The sequence below is a fragment of the Bacillus sp. FSL W8-0223 genome, from assembly GCF_038006805.1.
GTDB classification, from domain to species: domain Bacteria; phylum Bacillota; class Bacilli; order Bacillales; family DSM-4216; genus Bacillus_O; species Bacillus_O smithii.
The window spans coordinates 94,469-118,239 of the sequence record NZ_JBBOVX010000001.1; the positions used below are offsets into that span (position 1 = coordinate 94,469).

Genomic DNA, 23,771 nt, shown 5'->3' on the forward strand with positions numbered 1-23,771 from the left:
AAAAGGGGATAGAGCATATGCTTAAAATAGGAAATATTGAAATGAAAAACCCGGTGGTTCTTGCGCCGATGGCTGGCGTTTGCAACTCGGCTTTTCGATTGACAGTAAAAGAGTTTGGCGCAGGGCTTGTTTATGCGGAAATGGTGAGTGACAAGGGAATTATTTTTAAAAACGAAAAAACAATGAACATGCTCTATATCGATGAACGCGAAAAACCGCTCAGTTTGCAGATTTTCGGCGGAGAAAAAGAATCTCTCGTAGAAGCGGCCAAGTTCGTTGATAAAAATACGAACGCCGATATTATTGATATCAATATGGGATGCCCAGTGCCTAAAATTACAAAATGCGATGCTGGGGCAAAATGGTTGCTTGACCCCAATAAAATTTATGAAATGGTAGCTGCTGTTGTTGACGCAGTGGAAAAACCGGTGACCGTTAAAATGAGAATAGGCTGGGATGAGGAACATATCTATGCAGTGGAAAATGCGCAAGCAGTAGAACGCGCAGGCGGACAAGCGGTTGCCGTTCATGGAAGAACAAGAGCTCAAATGTACGAAGGCACATCAAACTGGGACATTATCCGTGAAGTAAAACAAGCTGTAAGCATTCCTGTCATCGGTAACGGCGATGTCAGTACGCCGCAGGATGCAAAAAGAATGCTTGAAGAAGTCGGCTGCGATGGCGTCATGATAGGGAGAGCCGCACTAGGAAATCCTTGGATGATTTATCGGACCGTTAAATATCTCGAATCTGGAGAGTTAATTGGTGAACCTACCCCGAGAGAGAAGATCGATGTCTGCATCCTTCACTTGGATCGTTTGATTGCTTTGAAAAATGAAGAAATTGCTGTTAGAGAAATGAGAAAACACGCGTCATGGTATTTAAAAGGAATTCGCGGAAACGCCAAAGTCAGAAATGCGATTAATGCCTGCACGACTCGAGACGAACTCGTCAATCTGCTGACTTCTTTTGTGGAAGAACTAGAAGAAAAACAATCTGTTCAAGCAGGATGAATAGGAAAACTGCCAACTTTCTGGCAGTTTTTTTGTAGGGAAGTTTTCCATAAACATTGCTATTTGGGACAAATAAATTATAAAATAATAGGGATGTCTATATATGAAGAACATGCACAATCGTAAATGTATAAACGTGCGGCCCATCAATAAATAAATATCAATGTAGGAGTGAAAAAAATGAGTCATGAAGATACACATGATCAATTTGCGGTAAGAAGAGAAAAATTAGAATCTCTTCGCAGTAAAGGAATCGATCCGTTCGGCAAACGCTTCGAGCGCACGCATCTATCTCAAGAAATAAGATCTGAATATGAAGCTCTGGAAAATGAAGAATTAGAGAATAAAAACGTAAAAGTAGCGGTGGCTGGAAGAATTATGACAAAACGCGGCAAAGGGAAAGCAGGTTTTGCTCATATACAGGATTTGACCGGCCAAATTCAAATTTATGTACGCAAAGATAATGTTGGAGACAGCGAATACGATTTGTTTAAAACAGCAGATTTAGGAGACATCGTTGGCGTTACAGGTACTGTTTTTAAAACAAAAGTCGGTGAATTATCGATCAAAGTGGACCACTTTGAACTGTTAACCAAATCTCTTCGCCCGCTCCCTGATAAATTCCACGGATTAAAAGATGTCGAACAACGCTACCGCCAGCGCTACTTAGATTTAATCGTCAATCCTGAAAGCAAACAAACGTTTATTACGAGAAGCTTAATCATTCAATCAATGCGTCGGTATTTGGATGCCCACGGCTACCTTGAAGTAGAAACGCCTATGATGCATGCGATTGCCGGAGGAGCAGCTGCTCGTCCGTTTATTACTCATCATAACGCTTTGGACATGCCTTTATATATGCGCATTGCCATTGAGCTTCACCTAAAGCGCCTAATTGTCGGAGGGTTAGAAAAGGTATATGAAATCGGACGAGTTTTTAGAAACGAAGGAATTTCAACTCGTCACAACCCCGAGTTCACCATGATAGAGTTATATGAAGCTTATGCTGATTATACGGATATCATGAAGCTTACAGAAAATTTAATCTCTCATATAGCGCAAGAAGTGTTGGGAACTCAAGTTATTCAGTATGGGGAACATACGGTTGATTTGACCCCTGAGTGGAGACGTCTGCACATGGTCGATGCTATTAAAGAATATACAGGCGTTGACTTCTGGAAACAAATGAGCGATGAAGAGGCTCGTGCGTTGGCGAAAGAACATAATATTGAGATAACAGATAATATGAAATTCGGTCATATTGTTAATGAATTTTTTGAACAACGAGTGGAAGACAAACTCATTCAACCTACTTTTGTTTATGGCCATCCTGTGGAAATTTCTCCTTTGGCTAAGAAAAACGAAAAAGATCCAAGATTTACGGATCGCTTTGAATTGTTTATTGTTGGTCGCGAACATGCCAATGCATTTACGGAATTAAATGACCCGATTGATCAGCGTCAGCGTTTTGAAGCTCAGTTAAAAGAACGCGAACAAGGCAATGATGAAGCTCATATGATGGATGAAGATTTTGTGGAAGCTCTGGAATACGGAATGCCGCCTACAGGCGGTTTGGGAATCGGTGTAGACCGCTTGGTTATGTTGTTAACCAACTCACCGTCCATTCGGGATGTGCTGCTTTTCCCATTAATGCGTCAAAGAGATTAAGAGAGACTGTGGCTGCTGAAACTGCTGCGTGCATTAGTTTCAGCAGCCGTTTTTTATTAAAAAAATACTTGCGCATTTTCTGAACAGGTGATATATTTATTTTCGTTGTCGCTGTTAAATCACGCACGATCAAAGATTTTTCAAAAAAAAGTATTGACGTTGTGTGAGAAGAGTGATAATATATAAAAGTCGCTGATTTGCGAGCAGAATGGATCCTTGAAAACTGAACAAAACGAAGCGTAAACCAATGTTTCGATAGAAACAAGCCAAGTCAAATTTCTTTTTGGAGAGTTTGATCCTGGCTCAGGACGAACGCTGGCGGCGTGCCTAATACATGCAAGTCGAGCGGACTTTCAAGAAGCTTGCTTTTTGAAAGTTAGCGGCGGACGGGTGAGTAACACGTGGGCAACCTGCCTGCAAGACGGGGATAACTCCGGGAAACCGGGGCTAATACCGGATAATATCTTCCTTCGCATGAAGGAAGGTTGAAAGGCGGCGCAAGCTGCCGCTTGCAGATGGGCCCGCGGCGCATTAGCTAGTTGGTGAGGTAACGGCTCACCAAGGCGACGATGCGTAGCCGACCTGAGAGGGTGATCGGCCACACTGGGACTGAGACACGGCCCAGACTCCTACGGGAGGCAGCAGTAGGGAATCTTCCGCAATGGACGAAAGTCTGACGGAGCAACGCCGCGTGAGCGAAGAAGGTCTTCGGATCGTAAAGCTCTGTTGTCAGGGAAGAACAAGTACCGTTCGAACAGGGCGGTACCTTGACGGTACCTGACCAGAAAGCCACGGCTAACTACGTGCCAGCAGCCGCGGTAATACGTAGGTGGCAAGCGTTGTCCGGAATTATTGGGCGTAAAGCGCGCGCAGGCGGTCTCTTAAGTCTGATGTGAAAGCCCACGGCTCAACCGTGGAGGGTCATTGGAAACTGGGAGACTTGAGTGCAGAAGAGGAGAGCGGAATTCCACGTGTAGCGGTGAAATGCGTAGAGATGTGGAGGAACACCAGTGGCGAAGGCGGCTCTCTGGTCTGTAACTGACGCTGAGGCGCGAAAGCGTGGGGAGCGAACAGGATTAGATACCCTGGTAGTCCACGCCGTAAACGATGAGTGCTAAGTGTTAGAGGGCTTCCACCCTTTAGTGCTGCAGCTAACGCATTAAGCACTCCGCCTGGGGAGTACGGCCGCAAGGCTGAAACTCAAAGGAATTGACGGGGGCCCGCACAAGCGGTGGAGCATGTGGTTTAATTCGAAGCAACGCGAAGAACCTTACCAGGTCTTGACATCCTTCGCTACCTCTAGAGATAGAGGGTTCCCCTTCGGGGGACGGAGTGACAGGTGGTGCATGGTTGTCGTCAGCTCGTGTCGTGAGATGTTGGGTTAAGTCCCGCAACGAGCGCAACCCTTGACCTTAGTTGCCAGCATTCAGTTGGGCACTCTAAGGTGACTGCCGGTGACAAACCGGAGGAAGGTGGGGATGACGTCAAATCATCATGCCCCTTATGACCTGGGCTACACACGTGCTACAATGGATGGTACAAAGGGTCGCGAAACCGCGAGGTGGAGCTAATCCCAAAAAACCATTCTCAGTTCGGATTGCAGGCTGCAACTCGCCTGCATGAAGCCGGAATCGCTAGTAATCGCGGATCAGCATGCCGCGGTGAATACGTTCCCGGGCCTTGTACACACCGCCCGTCACACCACGAGAGTTTGCAACACCCGAAGTCGGTGAGGTAACCCTTACGGGAGCCAGCCGCCGAAGGTGGGGCAGATGATTGGGGTGAAGTCGTAACAAGGTAGCCGTATCGGAAGGTGCGGCTGGATCACCTCCTTTCTAAGGATATTCTTAAGTACGCTTTCGTTTTGTTCAGTTTTGAAGGATTTCATCCTTCCAAGTTGTTCCTTGAAAACTAGATAGAAAAAAGAAGCAGCATAAACCGAGTATCGCCATCTAGGATAAAACCAACATGGTTAAGTTAGAAAGGGCGCACGGTGGATGCCTTGGCACTAGGAGCCGATGAAGGACGGGACTAACTCCGAAAAGCTCCGGGGAGCTGTACGTAAGCGTTGATCCGGAGATTTCCGAATGGGGAAACCCGCTGCCCGTAATGGGGCAGCATCCTTGCCTGAATCCATAGGGTAAGGAAGGCAACCCGGGGAACTGAAACATCTAAGTACCCGGAGGAAGAGAAAGCAACAGCGATTCCCTGAGTAGCGGCGAGCGAAACGGGAACAGCCCAAACCAGAAGGCTTGCCTTCTGGGGTTGTAGGACACCAATCGTGGAGTTACAAAGGAACGAGGTAGACGAAGAGGTCTGGAAAGGCCCGTCAGAGAAGGTAACAACCCTGTAGTCGAAACTTCGTTCCCTCCCTGGTGGATCCTGAGTACGGCGGGACACGAGGAATCCCGTCGGAAGCTGGGAGGACCATCTCCCAAGGCTAAATACTCCCTAGTGACCGATAGTGAACCAGTACCGTGAGGGAAAGGTGAAAAGCACCCCGGGAGGGGAGTGAAAGAGAACCTGAAACCGTGTGCCTACAAGTAGTCAGAGCCCGTTTACGGGTGATGGCGTGCCTTTTGTAGAATGAACCGGCGAGTTGCGATCTCATGCGAGGTTAAGTCGGAAAGACGGAGCCGTAGCGAAAGCGAGTCTGAACAGGGCGCATGAGTATGGGGTCGCAGACCCGAAACCAGGTGATCTACCCATGTCCAGGGTGAAGGTGAGGTAACACTTACTGGAGGCCCGAACCCACGCACGTTGAAAAGTGCGGGGATGAGGTGTGGGTAGGGGTGAAATTCCAATCGAACTTGGAGATAGCTGGTTCTCTCCGAAATAGCTTTAGGGCTAGCCTCAAGGGAAGAGTCTTGGAGGTAGAGCACTGTTTGGACTAGGGGCCCTCATCGGGTTACCGAATTCAGACAAACTCCGAATGCCAGTGACTTATCCTTGGGAGTCAGACTGCGAGTGATAAGATCCGTGGTCAAAAGGGAAACAGCCCAGACCGCCAGCTAAGGTCCCAAAGTATACGTTAAGTGGAAAAGGATGTGGAATTGCTTAGACAACCAGGATGTTGGCTTAGAAGCAGCCACCATTTAAAGAGTGCGTAATAGCTCACTGGTCGAGTGATTCTGCGCCGAAAATGTACCGGGGCTAAACGTATCACCGAAGCTGCGGGTGGACACCTTCGGGTGTCCGCGGTAGGAGAGCGTTCTAAGGGCAGAGAAGCCAGACCGGAAGGACTGGTGGAGCGCTTAGAAGTGAGAATGCCGGTATGAGTAGCGAAAGAAGGGTGAGAATCCCTTCCACCGAATGCCTAAGGTTTCCTGAGGAAGGCTCGTCCTCTCAGGGTTAGTCGGGACCTAAGCCGAGGCCGACAGGCGTAGGCGATGGACAACAGGTTGATATTCCTGTACCACCTCTTTTCCGTTTGAGCGATGGGGGGACGCAGGAGGATAGGGTAAGCGCACTGTTGGATGTGCGTCCAAGCAGTGAGAGGGGCAGCGAGGCAAATCCCGTTGTCACTAACCTCAAGCTGTGACGGCGAGGGAAATATAGTACCGAAGTTCCTGATTCCACACTGCCAAGAAAAGCCTCTAGCGAGGAAAAAGGTGCCCGTACCGCAAACCGACACAGGTAGGCGAGGAGAGAATCCTAAGGTGTGCGAGAGAACTCTCGTTAAGGAACTCGGCAAAATGACCCCGTAACTTCGGGAGAAGGGGTGCTTTTTGGGGTGCATAGCCCCGAGAAGCCGCAGTGAATAGGCCCAGGCGACTGTTTAGCAAAAACACAGGTCTCTGCGAAGCCGTAAGGCGAAGTATAGGGGCTGACGCCTGCCCGGTGCTGGAAGGTTAAGGGGAGCGCTTAAAGCTTTGCTTGAAGGTGCGAACCGAAGCCCCAGTAAACGGCGGCCGTAACTATAACGGTCCTAAGGTAGCGAAATTCCTTGTCAGGTAAGTTCTGACCCGCACGAAAGGCGTAACGATCTGGGCACTGTCTCAACGAGAGACTCGGTGAAATTATAGTACCTGTGAAGATGCAGGTTACCCGCGACAGGACGGAAAGACCCCGTGGAGCTTTACTGCAGCCTGATATTGAATTTTGGTACAGCTTGTACAGGATAGGTAGGAGCCTTGGAAACCGGAGCGCCAGCTTCGGTGGAGGCGCCGGTGGGATACTACCCTGGCTGTACTGAAATTCTAACCCGCACCCCTGATCGGGGTGGGAGACAGTGTCAGGTGGGCAGTTTGACTGGGGCGGTCGCCTCCTAAAAGGTAACGGAGGCGCCCAAAGGTTCCCTCAGAATGGTTGGAAATCATTCGCAGAGTGCAAAGGCAGAAGGGAGCTTGACTGCGAGACCTACAAGTCGAGCAGGGACGAAAGTCGGGCTTAGTGATCCGGTGGTTCCGTATGGAAGGGCCATCGCTCAACGGATAAAAGCTACCCCGGGGATAACAGGCTTATCTCCCCCAAGAGTCCACATCGACGGGGAGGTTTGGCACCTCGATGTCGGCTCATCGCATCCTGGGGCTGTAGTCGGTCCCAAGGGTTGGGCTGTTCGCCCATTAAAGCGGTACGCGAGCTGGGTTCAGAACGTCGTGAGACAGTTCGGTCCCTATCCGTCGCGGGCGCAGGAAATTTGAGAGGAGCTGTCCTTAGTACGAGAGGACCGGGATGGACGCACCGCTGGTGTACCAGTTGTCTCGCCAGAGGCATCGCTGGGTAGCTATGTGCGGAAGGGATAAGTGCTGAAAGCATCTAAGCATGAAGCCCCCCTCAAGATGAGATTTCCCATTTCTTCGGAAAGTAAGATCCCTGAAAGATGATCAGGTAGATAGGTCCGAGGTGGAAGCGTGGTGACACGTGGAGCTGACGGATACTAATCGATCGAGGACTTAACCAAAAGAAAGCGCGAAATCGGTGAAACTGCTTCTTCTATCTAGTTTTGAAGGAACAATCGTTCCGACAACTACATACCGTCTGGTGGCGATGGCGAAGAGGTCACACCCGTTCCCATCCCGAACACGGAAGTTAAGCTCTTCAGCGCCGATGGTAGTGAGGGGTTTCCCTTGCGAGAGTAGGACGCTGCCAGGCGATGATGGAGGTTTAGCTCAGCTGGGAGAGCACTTGCCTTACAAGCAAGGGGTCGGCGGTTCGATCCCGTCAACCTCCACCATTATTTTTCTATTCATTTTCCAATATATTCATAAGTACGAAAAGAAAACAAAATAATTCCATTATGAGCCATTAGCTCAGTCGGTAGAGCATCTGACTTTTAATCAGAGGGTCGGAGGTTCGAATCCTCCATGGCTCACTTTATGCGGGTGTGGCGGAATTGGCAGACGCACCAGACTTAGGATCTGGCGCCGCAAGGCGTGGGGGTTCGACTCCCTTCACCCGCATATGTAAATGCGGAAGTAGTTCAGTGGTAGAACACCACCTTGCCAAGGTGGGGGTCGCGGGTTCGAGTCCCGTCTTCCGCTCCATTATCATGCCGGGGTGGCGGAATTGGCAGACGCACAGGACTTAAAATCCTGCGGTGGGTGACCACCGTGCCGGTTCGAGTCCGGCCCTCGGCATTCATTTGCGCCCATAGCTCAATTGGATAGAGCGTCTGACTACGGATCAGAAGGTTAGGGGTTCGACTCCTCTTGGGCGCGCCATACGGGAAGTAGCTCAGCTTGGTAGAGCACATGGTTTGGGACCATGGGGTCGCAGGTTCGAATCCTGTCTTCCCGATTGAAATAAAAGTAATGGGGCCTTAGCTCAGCTGGGAGAGCGCCTGCTTTGCACGCAGGAGGTCAGCGGTTCGATCCCGCTAGGCTCCACCAAATAATTTTAAAAAGTTATTTACATTTTTATGTTTTTAAGCTATACTTAAAAAGTTGATCGAAAATGGATCCTTGAAAACTGAACAAAACGAAGCGTAAACCAATGTTTCGATAGAAACAAGCCAAGTCAAATTTCTTTTTGGAGAGTTTGATCCTGGCTCAGGACGAACGCTGGCGGCGTGCCTAATACATGCAAGTCGAGCGGACTTTCAAGAAGCTTGCTTTTTGAAAGTTAGCGGCGGACGGGTGAGTAACACGTGGGCAACCTGCCTGCAAGACGGGGATAACTCCGGGAAACCGGGGCTAATACCGGATAATATCTTCCTTCGCATGAAGGAAGGTTGAAAGGCGGCGCAAGCTGCCGCTTGCAGATGGGCCCGCGGCGCATTAGCTAGTTGGTGAGGTAACGGCTCACCAAGGCGACGATGCGTAGCCGACCTGAGAGGGTGATCGGCCACACTGGGACTGAGACACGGCCCAGACTCCTACGGGAGGCAGCAGTAGGGAATCTTCCGCAATGGACGAAAGTCTGACGGAGCAACGCCGCGTGAGCGAAGAAGGTCTTCGGATCGTAAAGCTCTGTTGTCAGGGAAGAACAAGTACCGTTCGAACAGGGCGGTACCTTGACGGTACCTGACCAGAAAGCCACGGCTAACTACGTGCCAGCAGCCGCGGTAATACGTAGGTGGCAAGCGTTGTCCGGAATTATTGGGCGTAAAGCGCGCGCAGGCGGTCTCTTAAGTCTGATGTGAAAGCCCACGGCTCAACCGTGGAGGGTCATTGGAAACTGGGAGACTTGAGTGCAGAAGAGGAGAGCGGAATTCCACGTGTAGCGGTGAAATGCGTAGAGATGTGGAGGAACACCAGTGGCGAAGGCGGCTCTCTGGTCTGTAACTGACGCTGAGGCGCGAAAGCGTGGGGAGCGAACAGGATTAGATACCCTGGTAGTCCACGCCGTAAACGATGAGTGCTAAGTGTTAGAGGGCTTCCACCCTTTAGTGCTGCAGCTAACGCATTAAGCACTCCGCCTGGGGAGTACGGCCGCAAGGCTGAAACTCAAAGGAATTGACGGGGGCCCGCACAAGCGGTGGAGCATGTGGTTTAATTCGAAGCAACGCGAAGAACCTTACCAGGTCTTGACATCCTTCGCTACCTCTAGAGATAGAGGGTTCCCCTTCGGGGGACGGAGTGACAGGTGGTGCATGGTTGTCGTCAGCTCGTGTCGTGAGATGTTGGGTTAAGTCCCGCAACGAGCGCAACCCTTGACCTTAGTTGCCAGCATTCAGTTGGGCACTCTAAGGTGACTGCCGGTGACAAACCGGAGGAAGGTGGGGATGACGTCAAATCATCATGCCCCTTATGACCTGGGCTACACACGTGCTACAATGGATGGTACAAAGGGTCGCGAAACCGCGAGGTGGAGCTAATCCCAAAAAACCATTCTCAGTTCGGATTGCAGGCTGCAACTCGCCTGCATGAAGCCGGAATCGCTAGTAATCGCGGATCAGCATGCCGCGGTGAATACGTTCCCGGGCCTTGTACACACCGCCCGTCACACCACGAGAGTTTGCAACACCCGAAGTCGGTGAGGTAACCCTTACGGGAGCCAGCCGCCGAAGGTGGGGCAGATGATTGGGGTGAAGTCGTAACAAGGTAGCCGTATCGGAAGGTGCGGCTGGATCACCTCCTTTCTAAGGATATTCTTAAGTACGCTTTCGTTTTGTTCAGTTTTGAAGGATTTCATCCTTCCAAGTTGTTCCTTGAAAACTAGATAGAAAAAAGAAGCAGCATAAACCGAGTATCGCCATCTAGGATAAAACCAACATGGTTAAGTTAGAAAGGGCGCACGGTGGATGCCTTGGCACTAGGAGCCGATGAAGGACGGGACTAACTCCGAAAAGCTCCGGGGAGCTGTACGTAAGCGTTGATCCGGAGATTTCCGAATGGGGAAACCCGCTGCCCGTAATGGGGCAGCATCCTTGCCTGAATCCATAGGGTAAGGAAGGCAACCCGGGGAACTGAAACATCTAAGTACCCGGAGGAAGAGAAAGCAACAGCGATTCCCTGAGTAGCGGCGAGCGAAACGGGAACAGCCCAAACCAGAAGGCTTGCCTTCTGGGGTTGTAGGACACCAATGGTGGAGTTACAAAGGAACGAGGTAGACGAAGAGGTCTGGAAAGGCCCGTCAGAGAAGGTAACAACCCTGTAGTCGAAACTTCGTTCCCTCCCTGGTGGATCCTGAGTACGGCGGGACACGAGGAATCCCGTCGGAAGCTGGGAGGACCATCTCCCAAGGCTAAATACTCCCTAGTGACCGATAGTGAACCAGTACCGTGAGGGAAAGGTGAAAAGCACCCCGGGAGGGGAGTGAAAGAGAACCTGAAACCGTGTGCCTACAAGTAGTCAGAGCCCGTTTACGGGTGATGGCGTGCCTTTTGTAGAATGAACCGGCGAGTTGCGATCTCATGCGAGGTTAAGTCGGAAAGACGGAGCCGCAGCGAAAGCGAGTCTGAACAGGGCGCATGAGTATGGGGTCGCAGACCCGAAACCAGGTGATCTACCCATGTCCAGGGTGAAGGTGAGGTAACACTTACTGGAGGCCCGAACCCACGCACGTTGAAAAGTGCGGGGATGAGGTGTGGGTAGGGGTGAAATTCCAATCGAACTTGGAGATAGCTGGTTCTCTCCGAAATAGCTTTAGGGCTAGCCTCAAGGAAAGAGTCTTGGAGGTAGAGCACTGTTTGGACTAGGGGCCCTCATCGGGTTACCGAATTCAGACAAACTCCGAATGCCAGCGACTTATCCTTGGGAGTCAGACTGCGAGTGATAAGATCCGTGGTCAAAAGGGAAACAGCCCAGACCGCCAGCTAAGGTCCCAAAGTATACGTTAAGTGGAAAAGGATGTGGAATTGCTTAGACAACCAGGATGTTGGCTTAGAAGCAGCCACCATTTAAAGAGTGCGTAATAGCTCACTGGTCGAGTGATTCTGCGCCGAAAATGTACCGGGGCTAAACGTATCACCGAAGCTGCGGGTGGACACCTTCGGGTGTCCGCGGTAGGAGAGCGTTCTAAGGGCAGAGAAGCCAGACCGGAAGGACTGGTGGAGCGCTTAGAAGTGAGAATGCCGGTATGAGTAGCGAAAGAAGGGTGAGAATCCCTTCCACCGAATGCCTAAGGTTTCCTGAGGAAGGCTCGTCCTCTCAGGGTTAGTCGGGACCTAAGCCGAGGCCGACAGGCGTAGGCGATGGACAACAGGTTGATATTCCTGTACCACCTCTTTTCCGTTTGAGCGATGGGGGGACGCAGGAGGATAGGGTAAGCGCACTGCTGGATGTGCGTCCAAGCAGTAAGAGGGGCAGCGAGGCAAATCCCGTTGCCACTAACCTCAAGCTGTGACGGCGAGGGAAATATAGTACCGAAGTTCCTGATTCCACACTGCCAAGAAAAGCCTCTAGCGAGGAAAAAGGTGCCCGTACCGCAAACCGACACAGGTAGGCGAGGAGAGAATCCTAAGGTGTGCGAGAGAACTCTCGTTAAGGAACTCGGCAAAATGACCCCGTAACTTCGGGAGAAGGGGTGCTTTTTGGGGTGCATAGCCCCGAGAAGCCGCAGTGAATAGGCCCAGGCGACTGTTTAGCAAAAACACAGGTCTCTGCGAAGCCGTAAGGCGAAGTATAGGGGCTGACGCCTGCCCGGTGCTGGAAGGTTAAGGGGAGCGCTTAAAGCTTTGCTTGAAGGTGCGAACCGAAGCCCCAGTAAACGGCGGCCGTAACTATAACGGTCCTAAGGTAGCGAAATTCCTTGTCAGGTAAGTTCTGACCCGCACGAAAGGCGTAACGATCTGGGCACTGTCTCAACGAGAGACTCGGTGAAATTATAGTACCTGTGAAGATGCAGGTTACCCGCGACAGGACGGAAAGACCCCGTGGAGCTTTACTGCAGCCTGATATTGAATTTTGGTACAGCTTGTACAGGATAGGTAGGAGCCTTGGAAACCGGAGCGCCAGCTTCGGTGGAGGCGCCGGTGGGATACTACCCTGGCTGTACTGAAATTCTAACCCGCACCCCTGATCGGGGTGGGAGACAGTGTCAGGTGGGCAGTTTGACTGGGGCGGTCGCCTCCTAAAAGGTAACGGAGGCGCCCAAAGGTTCCCTCAGAATGGTTGGAAATCATTCGCAGAGTGCAAAGGCAGAAGGGAGCTTGACTGCGAGACCTACAAGTCGAGCAGGGACGAAAGTCGGGCTTAGTGATCCGGTGGTTCCGTATGGAAGGGCCATCGCTCAACGGATAAAAGCTACCCCGGGGATAACAGGCTTATCTCCCCCAAGAGTCCACATCGACGGGGAGGTTTGGCACCTCGATGTCGGCTCATCGCATCCTGGGGCTGTAGTCGGTCCCAAGGGTTGGGCTGTTCGCCCATTAAAGCGGTACGCGAGCTGGGTTCAGAACGTCGTGAGACAGTTCGGTCCCTATCCGTCGCGGGCGCAGGAAATTTGAGAGGAGCTGTCCTTAGTACGAGAGGACCGGGATGGACGCACCGCTGGTGTACCAGTTGTCTCGCCAGAGGCATCGCTGGGTAGCTATGTGCGGAAGGGATAAGTGCTGAAAGCATCTAAGCATGAAGCCCCCCTCAAGATGAGATTTCCCATTTCTTCGGAAAGTAAGATCCCTGAAAGATGATCAGGTAGATAGGTCCGAGGTGGAAGCGTGGTGACACGTGGAGCTGACGGATACTAATCGATCGAGGACTTAACCAAAAGAAAGCGCGAAATCGGTGAAACTGCTTCTTCTATCTAGTTTTGAAGGAACAATCGTTCCGACAACTTCATACCGTCTGGTGGCGATGGCGAAGAGGTCACACCCGTTCCCATCCCGAACACGGAAGTTAAGCTCTTCAGCGTCGATGGTAGTGAGGGGATTCCCCTTGCGAGAGTAGGACGCTGCCAGGCAGAAAATCCCATTACAATCGTAATGGGTTTTTTTGTGCACCAAGAATGGGAGCAATTTATTTGCGTTAAATTTCATTGAAACGCCGTCTATCGGACAGGAGGGGCTAATCCCCTTTTTTCCTACTCGATTATCGAGCAAAATCTAGTATTTTTTAATTTGTTCTTTTCTTTTTGCGCCAAAAAAGAATAAAATGGCCGAGAATTGTTAACATTATTGATCGTAAGAATAAAATAATTGAAAAGAGAAATGTCGTGAAGGGATTCTTGGCTTTTGCGGCAAGTCGATTTGCAGCATTCATTTTTTGTTATGAAAAAGCGGATCATACATACTTAAAAATTGCCAAACAAGAGTTATTTCCGTTATAATTAATGTCAAATATAGTCAAAGTCAGAAGAGGAGGAGGCTTGGTGAGAAACATATCGGACATTATTGAAAATTACTTAAAAAAAGTTTTAGAAATGAGCGAAAGTGAAATTGTAGAAATAAAAAGAAGTGAAATTGCCGATAAATTTCAATGTGTCCCTTCTCAAATTAATTATGTGATAAACACAAGATTTACGATTGAAAGAGGCTATTTAGTGGAAAGCAAAAGAGGCGGCGGTGGATATATACGCATCATGAAAGTTCAGACTCATGATCAATCCCACTTAATAGACCAGTTGATTTCCTTAGTCGGGAATCGAATTTCTCAAGCGAACGCCGAACAGATTGTATATAGATTAGTGGAAGAAGAGGTTATTTCCAAAAGGGAAGCCAAAATTATGATCAGTGTTATGGATCGCTCTGTTTTATATATTGATTTGCCGGAGCGGGACGAGTTAAGAGCGAGAATGCTTAAGGCGATGCTTTTAACTTTAAAATTCAAGTAATGGAGAGGTGAATATTGTGATATGCCAGGAATGTCATCTGCGCCCAGCCACTCTTCATTTCACAAAGATCATTAACGGAGAAAAAACAGAATTTCATTTGTGTGAGCATTGTGCAAAAGAAAAAGGGGAATTTTCTTTTTTTGGAGGAAGCCAAGGGTTTTCCATTAACAACCTTCTAGCGGGATTGTTTAACGTTGAGCCTGTTTTTCAAAAGGTAGATCAGAATCCTTTTGTTCAGCCGGATGAATTGCAATGCGACTATTGTCATATGACGTTTCAACAATTTGTGAATACAGGGAAATTTGGCTGTTCGCATTGTTACAAAACGTTTGCGGACCATATAGATTCTATATTAAAACGACTACATGGAGGAAATAATGCTCATCATGGCAAAATCCCTAAACGAAAAGGAGGAGCCCTGCACTTAAAAAAGAAAATTGCCCATTTGAAGCAGCAACTTCAGTCGTTAGTAGCTAAAGAGGAGTTTGAAAAAGCGGCGCAAGTCCGTGATGAAATTCGCTCTCTTGAAAGTCAAATCAATCAAGAGGGAGGAGAAAATCATGTCTCTTGAGAAATTTATTAATCATGCTGTAAGTTCTTGGATGAAAAACGAAGGCCCTCACTCTGACATCGTATTGAGTTCCCGAATCAGGCTGGCTCGGAATTTAGAAAATCATCAATTTCCTACCGTTTTTTCTGGCGATGAGGCGATGAAAGTCGTGCATGAAGTGGGAGAAGCTTTAAAAAGGTTTCCCGGGATGAATGAAAATCCTCTGGAATTGCTGTTAATGAATGAACTGCAGCCGCTTCAAAAAAGAGTGCTTGTAGAAAAGCATCTCATTAGTCCTCTTCTCGCAGAAGGTACCAATTACGGAGCTGTTTTTTTGTCAGAAAATGAAGATATCAGCATTATGGTGAACGAAGAAGATCATATTCGTATACAATGCCTGGCTTCTGGATTACAATTAAAGGAAACTTTAGTTAAAGCCAACCAAATTGATGATTTGATCGAAGAAAAAGTTCCATATGCTTTTGACGAAAAAATCGGCTATCTCACGAGTTGTCCCACAAATGTTGGCACCGGCCTTCGCGCATCCGTCATGGTTCATCTTCCGGCACTTGTCATGACTCAACAAATGAATCAGATCATTCCGGCAATTAATCAATTAGGGCTGGTCGTCCGAGGAATTTATGGTGAAGGAAGCCAATCAGTGGGGAATTTATTCCAAATCTCTAATCAGCTGACATTAGGGAAATCAGAAGAGGAAATCGTTAACGATTTAATAAGCGTTGTTTCCCAAATTATTGATCAAGAAAGATCCGCTAGAGAAGCATTGGTCAAAACAAATCATATACAATTGGAAGACAGGATTTTCCGTTCCTATGGAGTGTTGGCCAATTCGCGTATTATTGAATCAAAAGAAGCAGCTCAATGTCTTTCCGATGTTAGATTAGGTATAGATTTAGGTTATATTAATACTATTTCTAAGAATGTTTTAAATGAATTATTGATTTTAACTCAGCCGGGATTTTTGCAACAGTATGCAGGAGCTTCGCTTCGCCCCGAGGAACGAGATGTACGCAGAGCGACATTGATTCGGGAAAAATTAAGACAGGAACATGGATATTAAAGGAGGAGAAAAGAGATGATGTTTGGGAGATTTACCGAAAGGGCTCAGAAAGTTCTGGCATTAGCTCAAGAAGAGGCAATCCGTCTTGGACACAATAATATCGGAACCGAGCATATTTTATTAGGGTTGGTAAGGGAAGGCGAAGGAATTGCGGCGAAGGCTCTTTACGGTTTAGGTTTGAGCCCTGAAAAAATTCAGAATGAAGTGGAGAATTTAATTGGGAAAGGCCAAGGAGTCGCCCAAACCATTCATTATACGCCAAGGGCTAAAAAAGTAATTGAGCTTTCAATGGATGAAGCCAGAAAACTGGGACATTCTTATGTTGGAACCGAGCATATTTTACTCGGGTTGATCCGAGAAGGCGAAGGTGTTGCGGCCCGCGTATTGAACAATTTAGGAATTAGTTTAAATAAAGCTCGTCAACAAGTGCTGCAGCTTTTAGGAAGCAATGAAACGAATGGGCATGCATCAGGATCGTCCGCCCATGCCAATACGCCGACACTGGATAGCTTGGCTAGAGATTTGACAGCTATTGCTCGCGACGGAAAACTTGATCCTGTGATCGGACGTAGTAAAGAAATTCAACGTGTGATTGAAGTGTTAAGCCGCAGAACGAAAAACAATCCAGTATTGATTGGTGAACCGGGTGTTGGGAAAACAGCCATTGCGGAAGGATTAGCCCAACAAATTGTCAATAATGAAGTGCCGGAAACTCTTCGTGATAAACGAGTTATGACATTGGATATGGGGACCGTTGTAGCCGGAACGAAATATCGAGGAGAATTTGAAGACCGTTTGAAAAAAGTCATGGATGAAATCCGGCAAGCTGGAAATATTATTTTGTTTATCGACGAGCTTCATACTTTAATCGGTGCGGGAGGAGCAGAAGGCGCCATTGACGCATCCAATATATTGAAGCCGGCATTGGCAAGAGGCGAGTTGCAATGCATTGGAGCAACAACATTAGATGAATATCGCAAATATATCGAAAAAGATGCTGCTTTGGAAAGACGCTTTCAGCCTATTCAAGTAGATGAACCGACCATTGAAGAATCGATTCAAATTTTAAAAGGGCTAAGAGATCGCTACGAAGCACATCACCGTGTATCCATTACAGATGAGGCGATTGAAGCGGCGGTTAAATTATCGGATCGTTATATTTCGGATCGTTTCTTGCCGGATAAAGCGATTGACCTTATTGATGAAGCAGGCTCAAAAGTAAGATTACGCTCCTTTACCACTCCTCCGAATTTAAAAGAACTGGAGCAAAAACTTGAAGAAATTAGAAAAGAAAAAGATGCAGCTGTACAAAGCCAAGAATTTGAAAAAGCAGCTTCTTTAAGAGACGCTGAGCAAAAATTGCGCGAGCAGTTGGAAGAAACGAAAAAATCTTGGAAAGAAAAACAAGGAAAAGAAAACAGCGAAGTGACGGTTGAAGATATTGCGACAGTTGTTTCCAGCTGGACAGGAATCCCTGTTTCCAAATTGGCACAAACTGAAACAGAAAGATTGTTAAATCTTGAAGAAATTCTACATTCGCGGGTCATTGGCCAGGAAGAAGCTGTAAAAGCGGTGGCTAAAGCTGTTCGTCGTGCACGGGCAGGATTAAAAGATCCAAAACGTCCAATCGGCTCCTTTATTTTCCTCGGACCGACCGGAGTTGGGAAAACAGAGCTGGCTAGAGCATTGGCGGAAGCTATGTTTGGCGATGAAGATGCTATGATCCGAATCGATATGTCAGAATACATGGAGAAACATTCGACTTCCCGTTTAGTTGGTTCTCCTCCTGGTTATGTCGGATTTGAGGAAGGCGGACAATTGACAGAAAAGGTTAGACGCAAGCCGTATTCTGTTATATTGCTAGACGAAATTGAAAAAGCGCATCCGGATGTTTTCAACATTCTTCTTCAAGTATTAGAAGATGGCCGTTTAACTGATTCAAAAGGTAGAACGGTTGACTTCCGGAATACAGTTCTGATAATGACGTCCAATGTGGGCGCTGAAGCGTTGAAGAAAAACAAGTATGTTGGATTTAATATTCAGGACGGCGAGCAGGAATTTAAAGATATGAAAGGGAAAGTGCTGGAAGAACTCAAAAGAGCATTTCGTCCTGAATTTTTAAATCGAATTGACGAAATTATTGTGTTCCATTCGTTGGAAAAAGATCAATTGAAACAGATTGTTTCGTTAATGTCTGATCAATTAACCAAACGTTTGAAAGAGCAGCATATTGAGCTTGAACTGACCGATAAAGCAAAAGAGAAAATTGCCGAAGAAGGATACGATCCTGAATATGGAGCTCGTCCGTTGCGTCGGGCGATCCAGAAACATATTGAAGATCGGCTGTCGGAAGAACTTTTAAAAGGCAATATCCATCCAGGACAAAATGTCGTGATTGACGTGGAAAATAACGAATTCGTCGTAAAAACAAAACAACCGTCAATTGGAGTAATGGAATGACATCTAAAAAGTACCCTATCCCGATTCTGGAAGAATTCGGATCTAAAGCCGTTACAACCTCCCTTTGATGCCCGGAGATATCGAAAGTTATTTGGCTTCGTTAAAGTTATCAGTTAGCAGGTCAGGGAGTTATCAGGCTTTTGAATAAAGGACCTTTTCCCAAGGAAATTTGAGGATGATGTCTGTCCAGGGGGAAATCAACAAGAGGTACGCGTATGATAAGCATCCGTGTACCTCTTTTTTATCTTGGATTGTTATAATAATCTCACACATTTGTAAGGCAAATTCCAGAGAATATGAATTGTTTCACATGAATGTTCAAATGTGTTCATAATATAAAGGAAGAGGATCCATATGGTAAAGAAAAAAACAAAATTTATTTGTCAATCATGCGGATATGAATCGCCGAAATGGATGGGGAGATGTCCCGGATGCGGGGAATGGAACCAAATGGTGGAAGAAGTGGATATGACGGGGCGACAAAAGAAAACATTTATTCATTCCGAATCTTCGCGGATTTCGAAGCCATCACCGCTCATTACAGTACAATCAACGGAAGAGCCTAGAACGACAACCAATATGAAAGAATTCAACCGTGTTTTAGGCGGAGGAATCGTCGCCGGCTCTCTTGTTTTAATCGGAGGAGATCCGGGTATCGGAAAGTCGACATTGTTGCTGCAAATTTCCAGCCAGCTAGCGAGCGGGGGCCATAAAGTTTTATATATATCCGGAGAAGAATCGGCGAAACAAATCAAACTGCGTGCGGATCGCTTGAATGTGGATTCTAGCAATCTCTATATCTATTCAGAAACCAATTTGGAATTAATAAACCTTGCGATCGAGCAATTAAATCCGGAATTTGTCATCATTGATTCGATTCAAACTGTCTACCACCCTGAAGTTACTTCCGCCCCGGGCAGCGTTTCCCAAGTGCGGGAAAGTACGGCCGAATTCATGAGAATGGCGAAGGTCCAAGGAATGGCTATCTTTATTGTAGGGCACGTAACGAAAGAAGGCTCGATTGCCGGTCCTAGAATTTTGGAGCATATGGTTGATACAGTTCTTTATTTCGAAGGGGAGCGGCATCATTCTTACCGCATTTTAAGAGCGGTTAAAAATCGCTTTGGTTCTACAAATGAGATGGGAATTTTTGAAATGAAAGAAACCGGACTCATAGAGGTGGAAAATCCGTCGGAAATCTTTTTGGAGGAGCGTGCGCAAAGTGCATCGGGGTCAACGGTAGTTGCTTCTATGGAAGGGACACGCCCCGTGTTGGTTGAGATACAGGCATTGATAGCACCGACCAGTTTTAATTATCCGCGTCGAATGGCCACAGGGATCGATCATAATAGAGTGTCTCTTTTAATGGCGGTATTGGAAAAAAGGGTCGGCCTTCTTCTTCAAAATCAAGATGCTTATTTAAAAGTGGCTGGGGGAGTCAAGCTTGATGAACCTGCCATTGATTTAGCGGTTGCTGTCAGCATTGTGTCCAGTTTCCGCGACAAGCCGACACGATCAACAGATTGTATAATTGGAGAAGTAGGATTAACCGGTGAAGTCAGAAGGGTAACGAGAATTGAACAGCGAGTGCGAGAAGCAGAAAAGCTGGGATTTTCCCGTGTCATTATTCCGGCCCATAATCTTGGTGGTTGGAATACTCCAGGGAAAATAGAGGTGATTGGAGTTTCAACAGTAGAAGAAGCATTGGAGTATGCGTTGGGAGGATAGAGAATGGAGGATAAAAAGGAGAAAACCATCTCAGATATTCTAAAATTAGTGGCTCCTGGAACACCTATTCGTGAAGGGATAGACAATGTTTTAAGAGCCAAAACGGGCGGCCTAATTGTCATGGGCTACAATGAGAAAGTGAAAGAATTGGTGGATGGCGGCTTTTATATAGATTGTGATTTCACACCGAGCAATTTATATGAATTGGCCAAAATGGATGGAGCGATTATTTTGAATGAAACGGGTACGAAAGTCATTTTAGCGAATGCCCATCTTGCTCCTGATTCGTCCATTCCTTCATCGGAAACGGGGATGCGCCATCGGACGGCTGAGAGAGTCGCCAGGCAAACGAATTCATTAGTCATTGCGATTTCACAAAGAAGAAATGTCATTACTTTATATCAGGGAAAGTTCCGTTACGCGCTAAAAGACATTGGAGTCATTTTGACTAAAGCGAATCAAGCCATACAAACTTTGGAAAAATATAAAATGGTCCTCGATCAAGCCATTGCCAATTTGACCATGCTGGAATTTGAGGAATTGGTTACATATAGCGATGTTTTGCAAGTTCTCCATAAAATTGAAATGGTTCTGCGGATTAAAAAAGAATTGTTGGCTTATTTAAACGAGCTTGGTGTGGAGGGGCGTCTGATACAACTGCAGATGAATGAATTGCTGTCTGACATGGAAGACGAAGCCATGCTGATTATTCGCGACTATTCAAAAGACCGTCAAGTTAAACCGTTTGAAGTGCTCTCCAAATTTCAAGAGTTGGTGACGAATGAACTGCTGGATGATTCGGTTTTATTAAAGCTTCTTGGTTTTTCGGGCCACGTTCCGATCGAAGAAGGAATATGTCCCAGAGGCTATCGCGCTTTAAGAAAAATTCCTCGCCTTCCTATCGTCATCATCGAAAATTTAATTTCAAAGTTTAAATGGCTGCCGGAAATTGTGAAAGCGGATGTCGATAAACTGGATGACGTAGAAGGGATTGGAGAAGTGCGGGCGCGAAAAATAAAAGAAGGATTAAAGTTAATAAAGGATCAAATGTTAGCTGATCGTCAATTATAGAGAGAGGCATTCATTTAAATTGACAGTTGCATTGTAGGATGTTACTCTCAAGTTACTAAGATTTTCCTTAATTTAGCCGGCGAATTTTTCAAATGTAAAGAAAATTTTTCATCTATGTTATAATAAAAAATTATTCTCTTTGCAAAGGTTATAATAAAAGAAAAGTGTTTATAATGGTAAAGAGGAGGTGAATGTTGTACATGCTAAGACGTATTGTGCAAGCCATTTTTATCATTTTGGGTGGAACATTAGGTCTGTTTGTTTTGCCGGAATTATTTCATTTATTGAAATTGCCTGAGGCAAGATTATTGTACAATCCATACACAACTACTGTTTTAGGAGCCATTATATTTTATTTATTGACTTTCTGGGCTGTGGATTATGTTGTGAATTTTGTAAAATGGATCGAAGACCGGTTGGTTAAAATGCCGGTTGTGGATATGATATCAGGATGTGTTGGGCTGATTGTGGGGTTGATTGTCGCTTATTTATTAGGGATCCCGCTCAACAAAATTGAAATTCCCATCATTAATACAGTTGCCCCGATTTTTTTGACTTTGCTTTTAGGGTATTTAGGTTTTCAAGTGGGTTTTAAGAAAAGAGATGAAATCAAAGCATTATTTACGTCGAATAGAGTAAGCAGAAGAAAGGAAAGCGAGCCCGAATCGCCTGAACGGAAAACATTTAAAATTTTGGATACGAGTGTCATCATTGATGGCAGAATTGCGGATATTTGCCAGACTGGATTTTTGGAAGGTGTGATCGTGATCCCTCAATTTGTTCTCGAAGAGCTTCAGCATATCGCCGATTCGGCGGATGCGCTGAAAAGAAATCGGGGACGAAGAGGGCTGGATGTATTAAACCGAATTCAAAAAGAACTCCCAATTGAAGTTCAGATTTACGAAGGAGATTTTGAAGAAATCCAAGAAGTGGACAGCAAGCTTGTGAAACTGGCAAAAGTAATGAACGGAATCGTTGTCACAAATGACTATAATTTAAACAAAGTATGTGAATTTCAAAAAGTTCCGGTTTTGAATATTAATGATTTAGCTAATGCCGTGAAGCCAATTGTTCTTCCGGGTGAAGAAATTAACGTTCAAGTGATTAAAGATGGGAAAGAACATAATCAAGGCGTTGCTTATTTAGATGACGGAACCATGATTGTGGTAGAGGAAGGAAAAGACTTTATCGGAAAACAAATTGACGTTCTAGTCACAAGCGTTTTGCAAACATCTGCGGGACGAATGATTTTTGCCAAACCTAAATTATTAGAAAAAGCATTATAAGCGATAATGGAGTTGGATAAGTATGAATTATCAAGTAGTCATTCCGGCAGCCGGGCAAGGAAAACGGATGAGAGCCAAAAAGAACAAATTATTGATGGAATTGCGCGGCTTGCCGGTGATTGTTCATACTTTAAAAGTTTTTGAAAGCGATCCTTGGTGTGAAGGGATTATTTTAGCCACTCAACCAGAGGAAAAGGAAATATTTTTATCATTGGTGAAACAACACGGAATTACAAAGGTTCAGTCCATCGTTGCGGGCGGGCGAGAACGACAGCATAGTGTTCGAAGCGGCTTGAATATGTTAAAAAACTGCAAGGCTGTTCTTGTCCATGATGGAGCCCGTCCTTTTATCACCATCAACGTCATTCATCGATTAGTGGATCGGTTAACGGAGTTTCCTGCTGCGATCGCTGCTGTTCCTGTGAAAGATACGATCAAAAAAGGGGCAGATGGTTTGGTGTCTGAAACGATTGATCGATCAAGCTTGTGGTCAGTACAAACGCCACAAGCTTTTCGTGTGCCAATTTTGTTAGAGGCACACGAAGCGGCAGAACGGGATTCTTTTCTAGGCACGGATGACTCTTCCTTAGTAGAAAGGCTTGGAATTCCGGTTCAAATTGTCGAAGGAGATTATGATAATATTAAATTGACGACTCCAGAAGATTTATTTTTTGCTGAAGCTATTTTAAACAAACGTTTGAATGAACAATGACAAAGGAGTTAAAAGAAATGTTTCGAGTGGGACAAGGATTTGATGTTCATCAATTGGTGGAAAACCGGCCTTTGATAATAGGCGGTGTCCATATTCCTTATGAAAAAGGACTGCTGGGCCATTCAGATGCGGATGTTTTGCTGCATGCCATAGCAGACGCCTGTTTAGGGGCTATTGGAGAAGGAGATATAGGATCCCATTTTCCTGATACAGATCCTGCTTTTAAAGATGCTGACTCATCTTTTTTGCTTTCCCATGTATGGAAATTGGTGCAAGAAAAGGGGTTCCGATTGAGCAATGTCGATGGCACTATCATCGCTCAAAAGCCTAAAATGGCCCCTTACATTGGACAAATGCGGGAAAACATTGCAAGAATTTTAGAAGCAGAAATCAGCCAAGTAAATATCAAAGCTACGACCACGGAAAAACTGGGATTCCCCGGGAGAGGCGAGGGGATTGCTTCTTTGGCTGTGGTCCTGATTGAGAAAGAATGAGAATAACCTTTATTCAATAAGGCAAAGATGATAAAATACTACAGGAAGAAAACGTA

General features: G+C 46.5%; 11 protein-coding genes, 8 tRNA genes and 6 rRNA genes. All 25 read left to right on the forward strand.

Annotation, left to right across the window (positions count from 1 at the left end):
• Positions 1-17: 17 nt before the first annotated feature.
• Positions 18-1,013, forward strand: coding sequence for a tRNA dihydrouridine synthase DusB (gene dusB / locus NST81_RS00440; RefSeq protein WP_048622355.1), 996 nt, complete (start codon positions 18-20; stop codon positions 1,011-1,013).
• Between the two features lie 180 nt (positions 1,014-1,193).
• Positions 1,194-2,681 (forward strand): lysine--tRNA ligase, encoded by a 1,488-nt coding sequence (lysS, locus tag NST81_RS00445; protein WP_003352280.1) that lies wholly within the window; start codon positions 1,194-1,196, stop codon positions 2,679-2,681.
• Between the two features lie 280 nt (positions 2,682-2,961).
• Positions 2,962-4,516 (forward strand): 16S ribosomal RNA (locus NST81_RS00450).
• Positions 4,517-4,651: 135 nt separating this feature from the next.
• Positions 4,652-7,584, forward strand: a 23S ribosomal RNA gene (locus NST81_RS00455).
• 76 nt (positions 7,585-7,660) lie between these two features.
• Positions 7,661-7,775, forward strand: a 5S ribosomal RNA gene (gene rrf / locus NST81_RS00460).
• 6 nt (positions 7,776-7,781) lie between these two features.
• A tRNA-Val gene (locus NST81_RS00465) sits at positions 7,782-7,857 on the forward strand.
• A gap of 65 nt (positions 7,858-7,922) precedes the next feature.
• Positions 7,923-7,995 (forward strand) — tRNA-Lys (locus tag NST81_RS00470).
• Between the two features lie 6 nt (positions 7,996-8,001).
• Positions 8,002-8,083: transfer RNA gene (locus NST81_RS00475), tRNA-Leu, on the forward strand.
• A gap of 9 nt (positions 8,084-8,092) precedes the next feature.
• Positions 8,093-8,167: transfer RNA gene (locus tag NST81_RS00480), tRNA-Gly, on the forward strand.
• Positions 8,168-8,174: 7 nt separating this feature from the next.
• Positions 8,175-8,260 (forward strand) — tRNA-Leu (locus NST81_RS00485).
• Between the two features lie 7 nt (positions 8,261-8,267).
• Positions 8,268-8,344: transfer RNA gene (locus NST81_RS00490), tRNA-Arg, on the forward strand.
• A gap of 2 nt (positions 8,345-8,346) precedes the next feature.
• Positions 8,347-8,420: transfer RNA gene (locus NST81_RS00495), tRNA-Pro, on the forward strand.
• Between the two features lie 16 nt (positions 8,421-8,436).
• Positions 8,437-8,512 (forward strand) — tRNA-Ala (locus tag NST81_RS00500).
• Between the two features lie 136 nt (positions 8,513-8,648).
• Positions 8,649-10,203, forward strand: a 16S ribosomal RNA gene (locus tag NST81_RS00505).
• A gap of 135 nt (positions 10,204-10,338) precedes the next feature.
• Positions 10,339-13,271, forward strand: a 23S ribosomal RNA gene (locus tag NST81_RS00510).
• 76 nt (positions 13,272-13,347) lie between these two features.
• Positions 13,348-13,463, forward strand: a 5S ribosomal RNA gene (rrf, locus tag NST81_RS00515).
• Together the 16S, 23S and 5S rRNA genes with 8 tRNA genes alongside form the textbook arrangement of a ribosomal RNA operon.
• 405 nt (positions 13,464-13,868) lie before the next feature.
• Positions 13,869-14,333, forward strand: coding sequence for a CtsR family transcriptional regulator (locus NST81_RS00520; protein ID WP_371836624.1), 465 nt, complete (start codon positions 13,869-13,871; stop codon positions 14,331-14,333).
• A gap of 16 nt (positions 14,334-14,349) precedes the next feature.
• Positions 14,350-14,904: a UvrB/UvrC motif-containing protein gene (locus NST81_RS00525; protein ID WP_003354818.1), complete on the forward strand. Its 555-nt coding sequence runs from the start codon at positions 14,350-14,352 to the stop codon at positions 14,902-14,904.
• Positions 14,894-15,964, forward strand: a complete 1,071-nt coding sequence (locus NST81_RS00530; protein ID WP_048622356.1) for a protein arginine kinase — start codon at positions 14,894-14,896, stop codon at positions 15,962-15,964. The genes NST81_RS00525 and NST81_RS00530 overlap by 11 nt, the downstream gene beginning before the upstream one ends.
• A 15-nt stretch (positions 15,965-15,979) precedes the next feature.
• Complete coding sequence (gene clpC, locus NST81_RS00535; protein WP_048622357.1) at positions 15,980-18,424, forward strand: ATP-dependent protease ATP-binding subunit ClpC; 2,445 nt, start codon at positions 15,980-15,982, stop codon at positions 18,422-18,424.
• Between the two features lie 354 nt (positions 18,425-18,778).
• Positions 18,779-20,152: a DNA repair protein RadA gene (radA, locus tag NST81_RS00540; RefSeq protein WP_327825348.1), complete on the forward strand. Its 1,374-nt coding sequence runs from the start codon at positions 18,779-18,781 to the stop codon at positions 20,150-20,152.
• Between the two features lie 3 nt (positions 20,153-20,155).
• On the forward strand, positions 20,156-21,223 hold the full coding sequence (disA, locus tag NST81_RS00545; protein WP_003354814.1) for a DNA integrity scanning diadenylate cyclase DisA: 1,068 nt from the start codon (positions 20,156-20,158) through the stop codon (positions 21,221-21,223).
• 200 nt (positions 21,224-21,423) lie between these two features.
• The gene (locus tag NST81_RS00550; RefSeq protein WP_003354813.1) at positions 21,424-22,509 is read left to right on the forward strand and encodes a PIN/TRAM domain-containing protein; all 1,086 of its coding nucleotides are present in this window, start codon (positions 21,424-21,426) and stop codon (positions 22,507-22,509) included.
• A gap of 22 nt (positions 22,510-22,531) precedes the next feature.
• Positions 22,532-23,221 (forward strand): 2-C-methyl-D-erythritol 4-phosphate cytidylyltransferase, encoded by a 690-nt coding sequence (gene ispD, locus NST81_RS00555; RefSeq protein WP_270583437.1) that lies wholly within the window; start codon positions 22,532-22,534, stop codon positions 23,219-23,221.
• Between the two features lie 17 nt (positions 23,222-23,238).
• Positions 23,239-23,715 carry a 2-C-methyl-D-erythritol 2,4-cyclodiphosphate synthase gene (gene ispF, locus NST81_RS00560; protein WP_327797712.1) on the forward strand — a complete coding sequence of 159 codons (477 nt, stop codon included), beginning with the start codon at positions 23,239-23,241 and terminating at the stop codon, positions 23,713-23,715.
• The last annotated feature ends 56 nt before the right edge of the window (positions 23,716-23,771 follow it).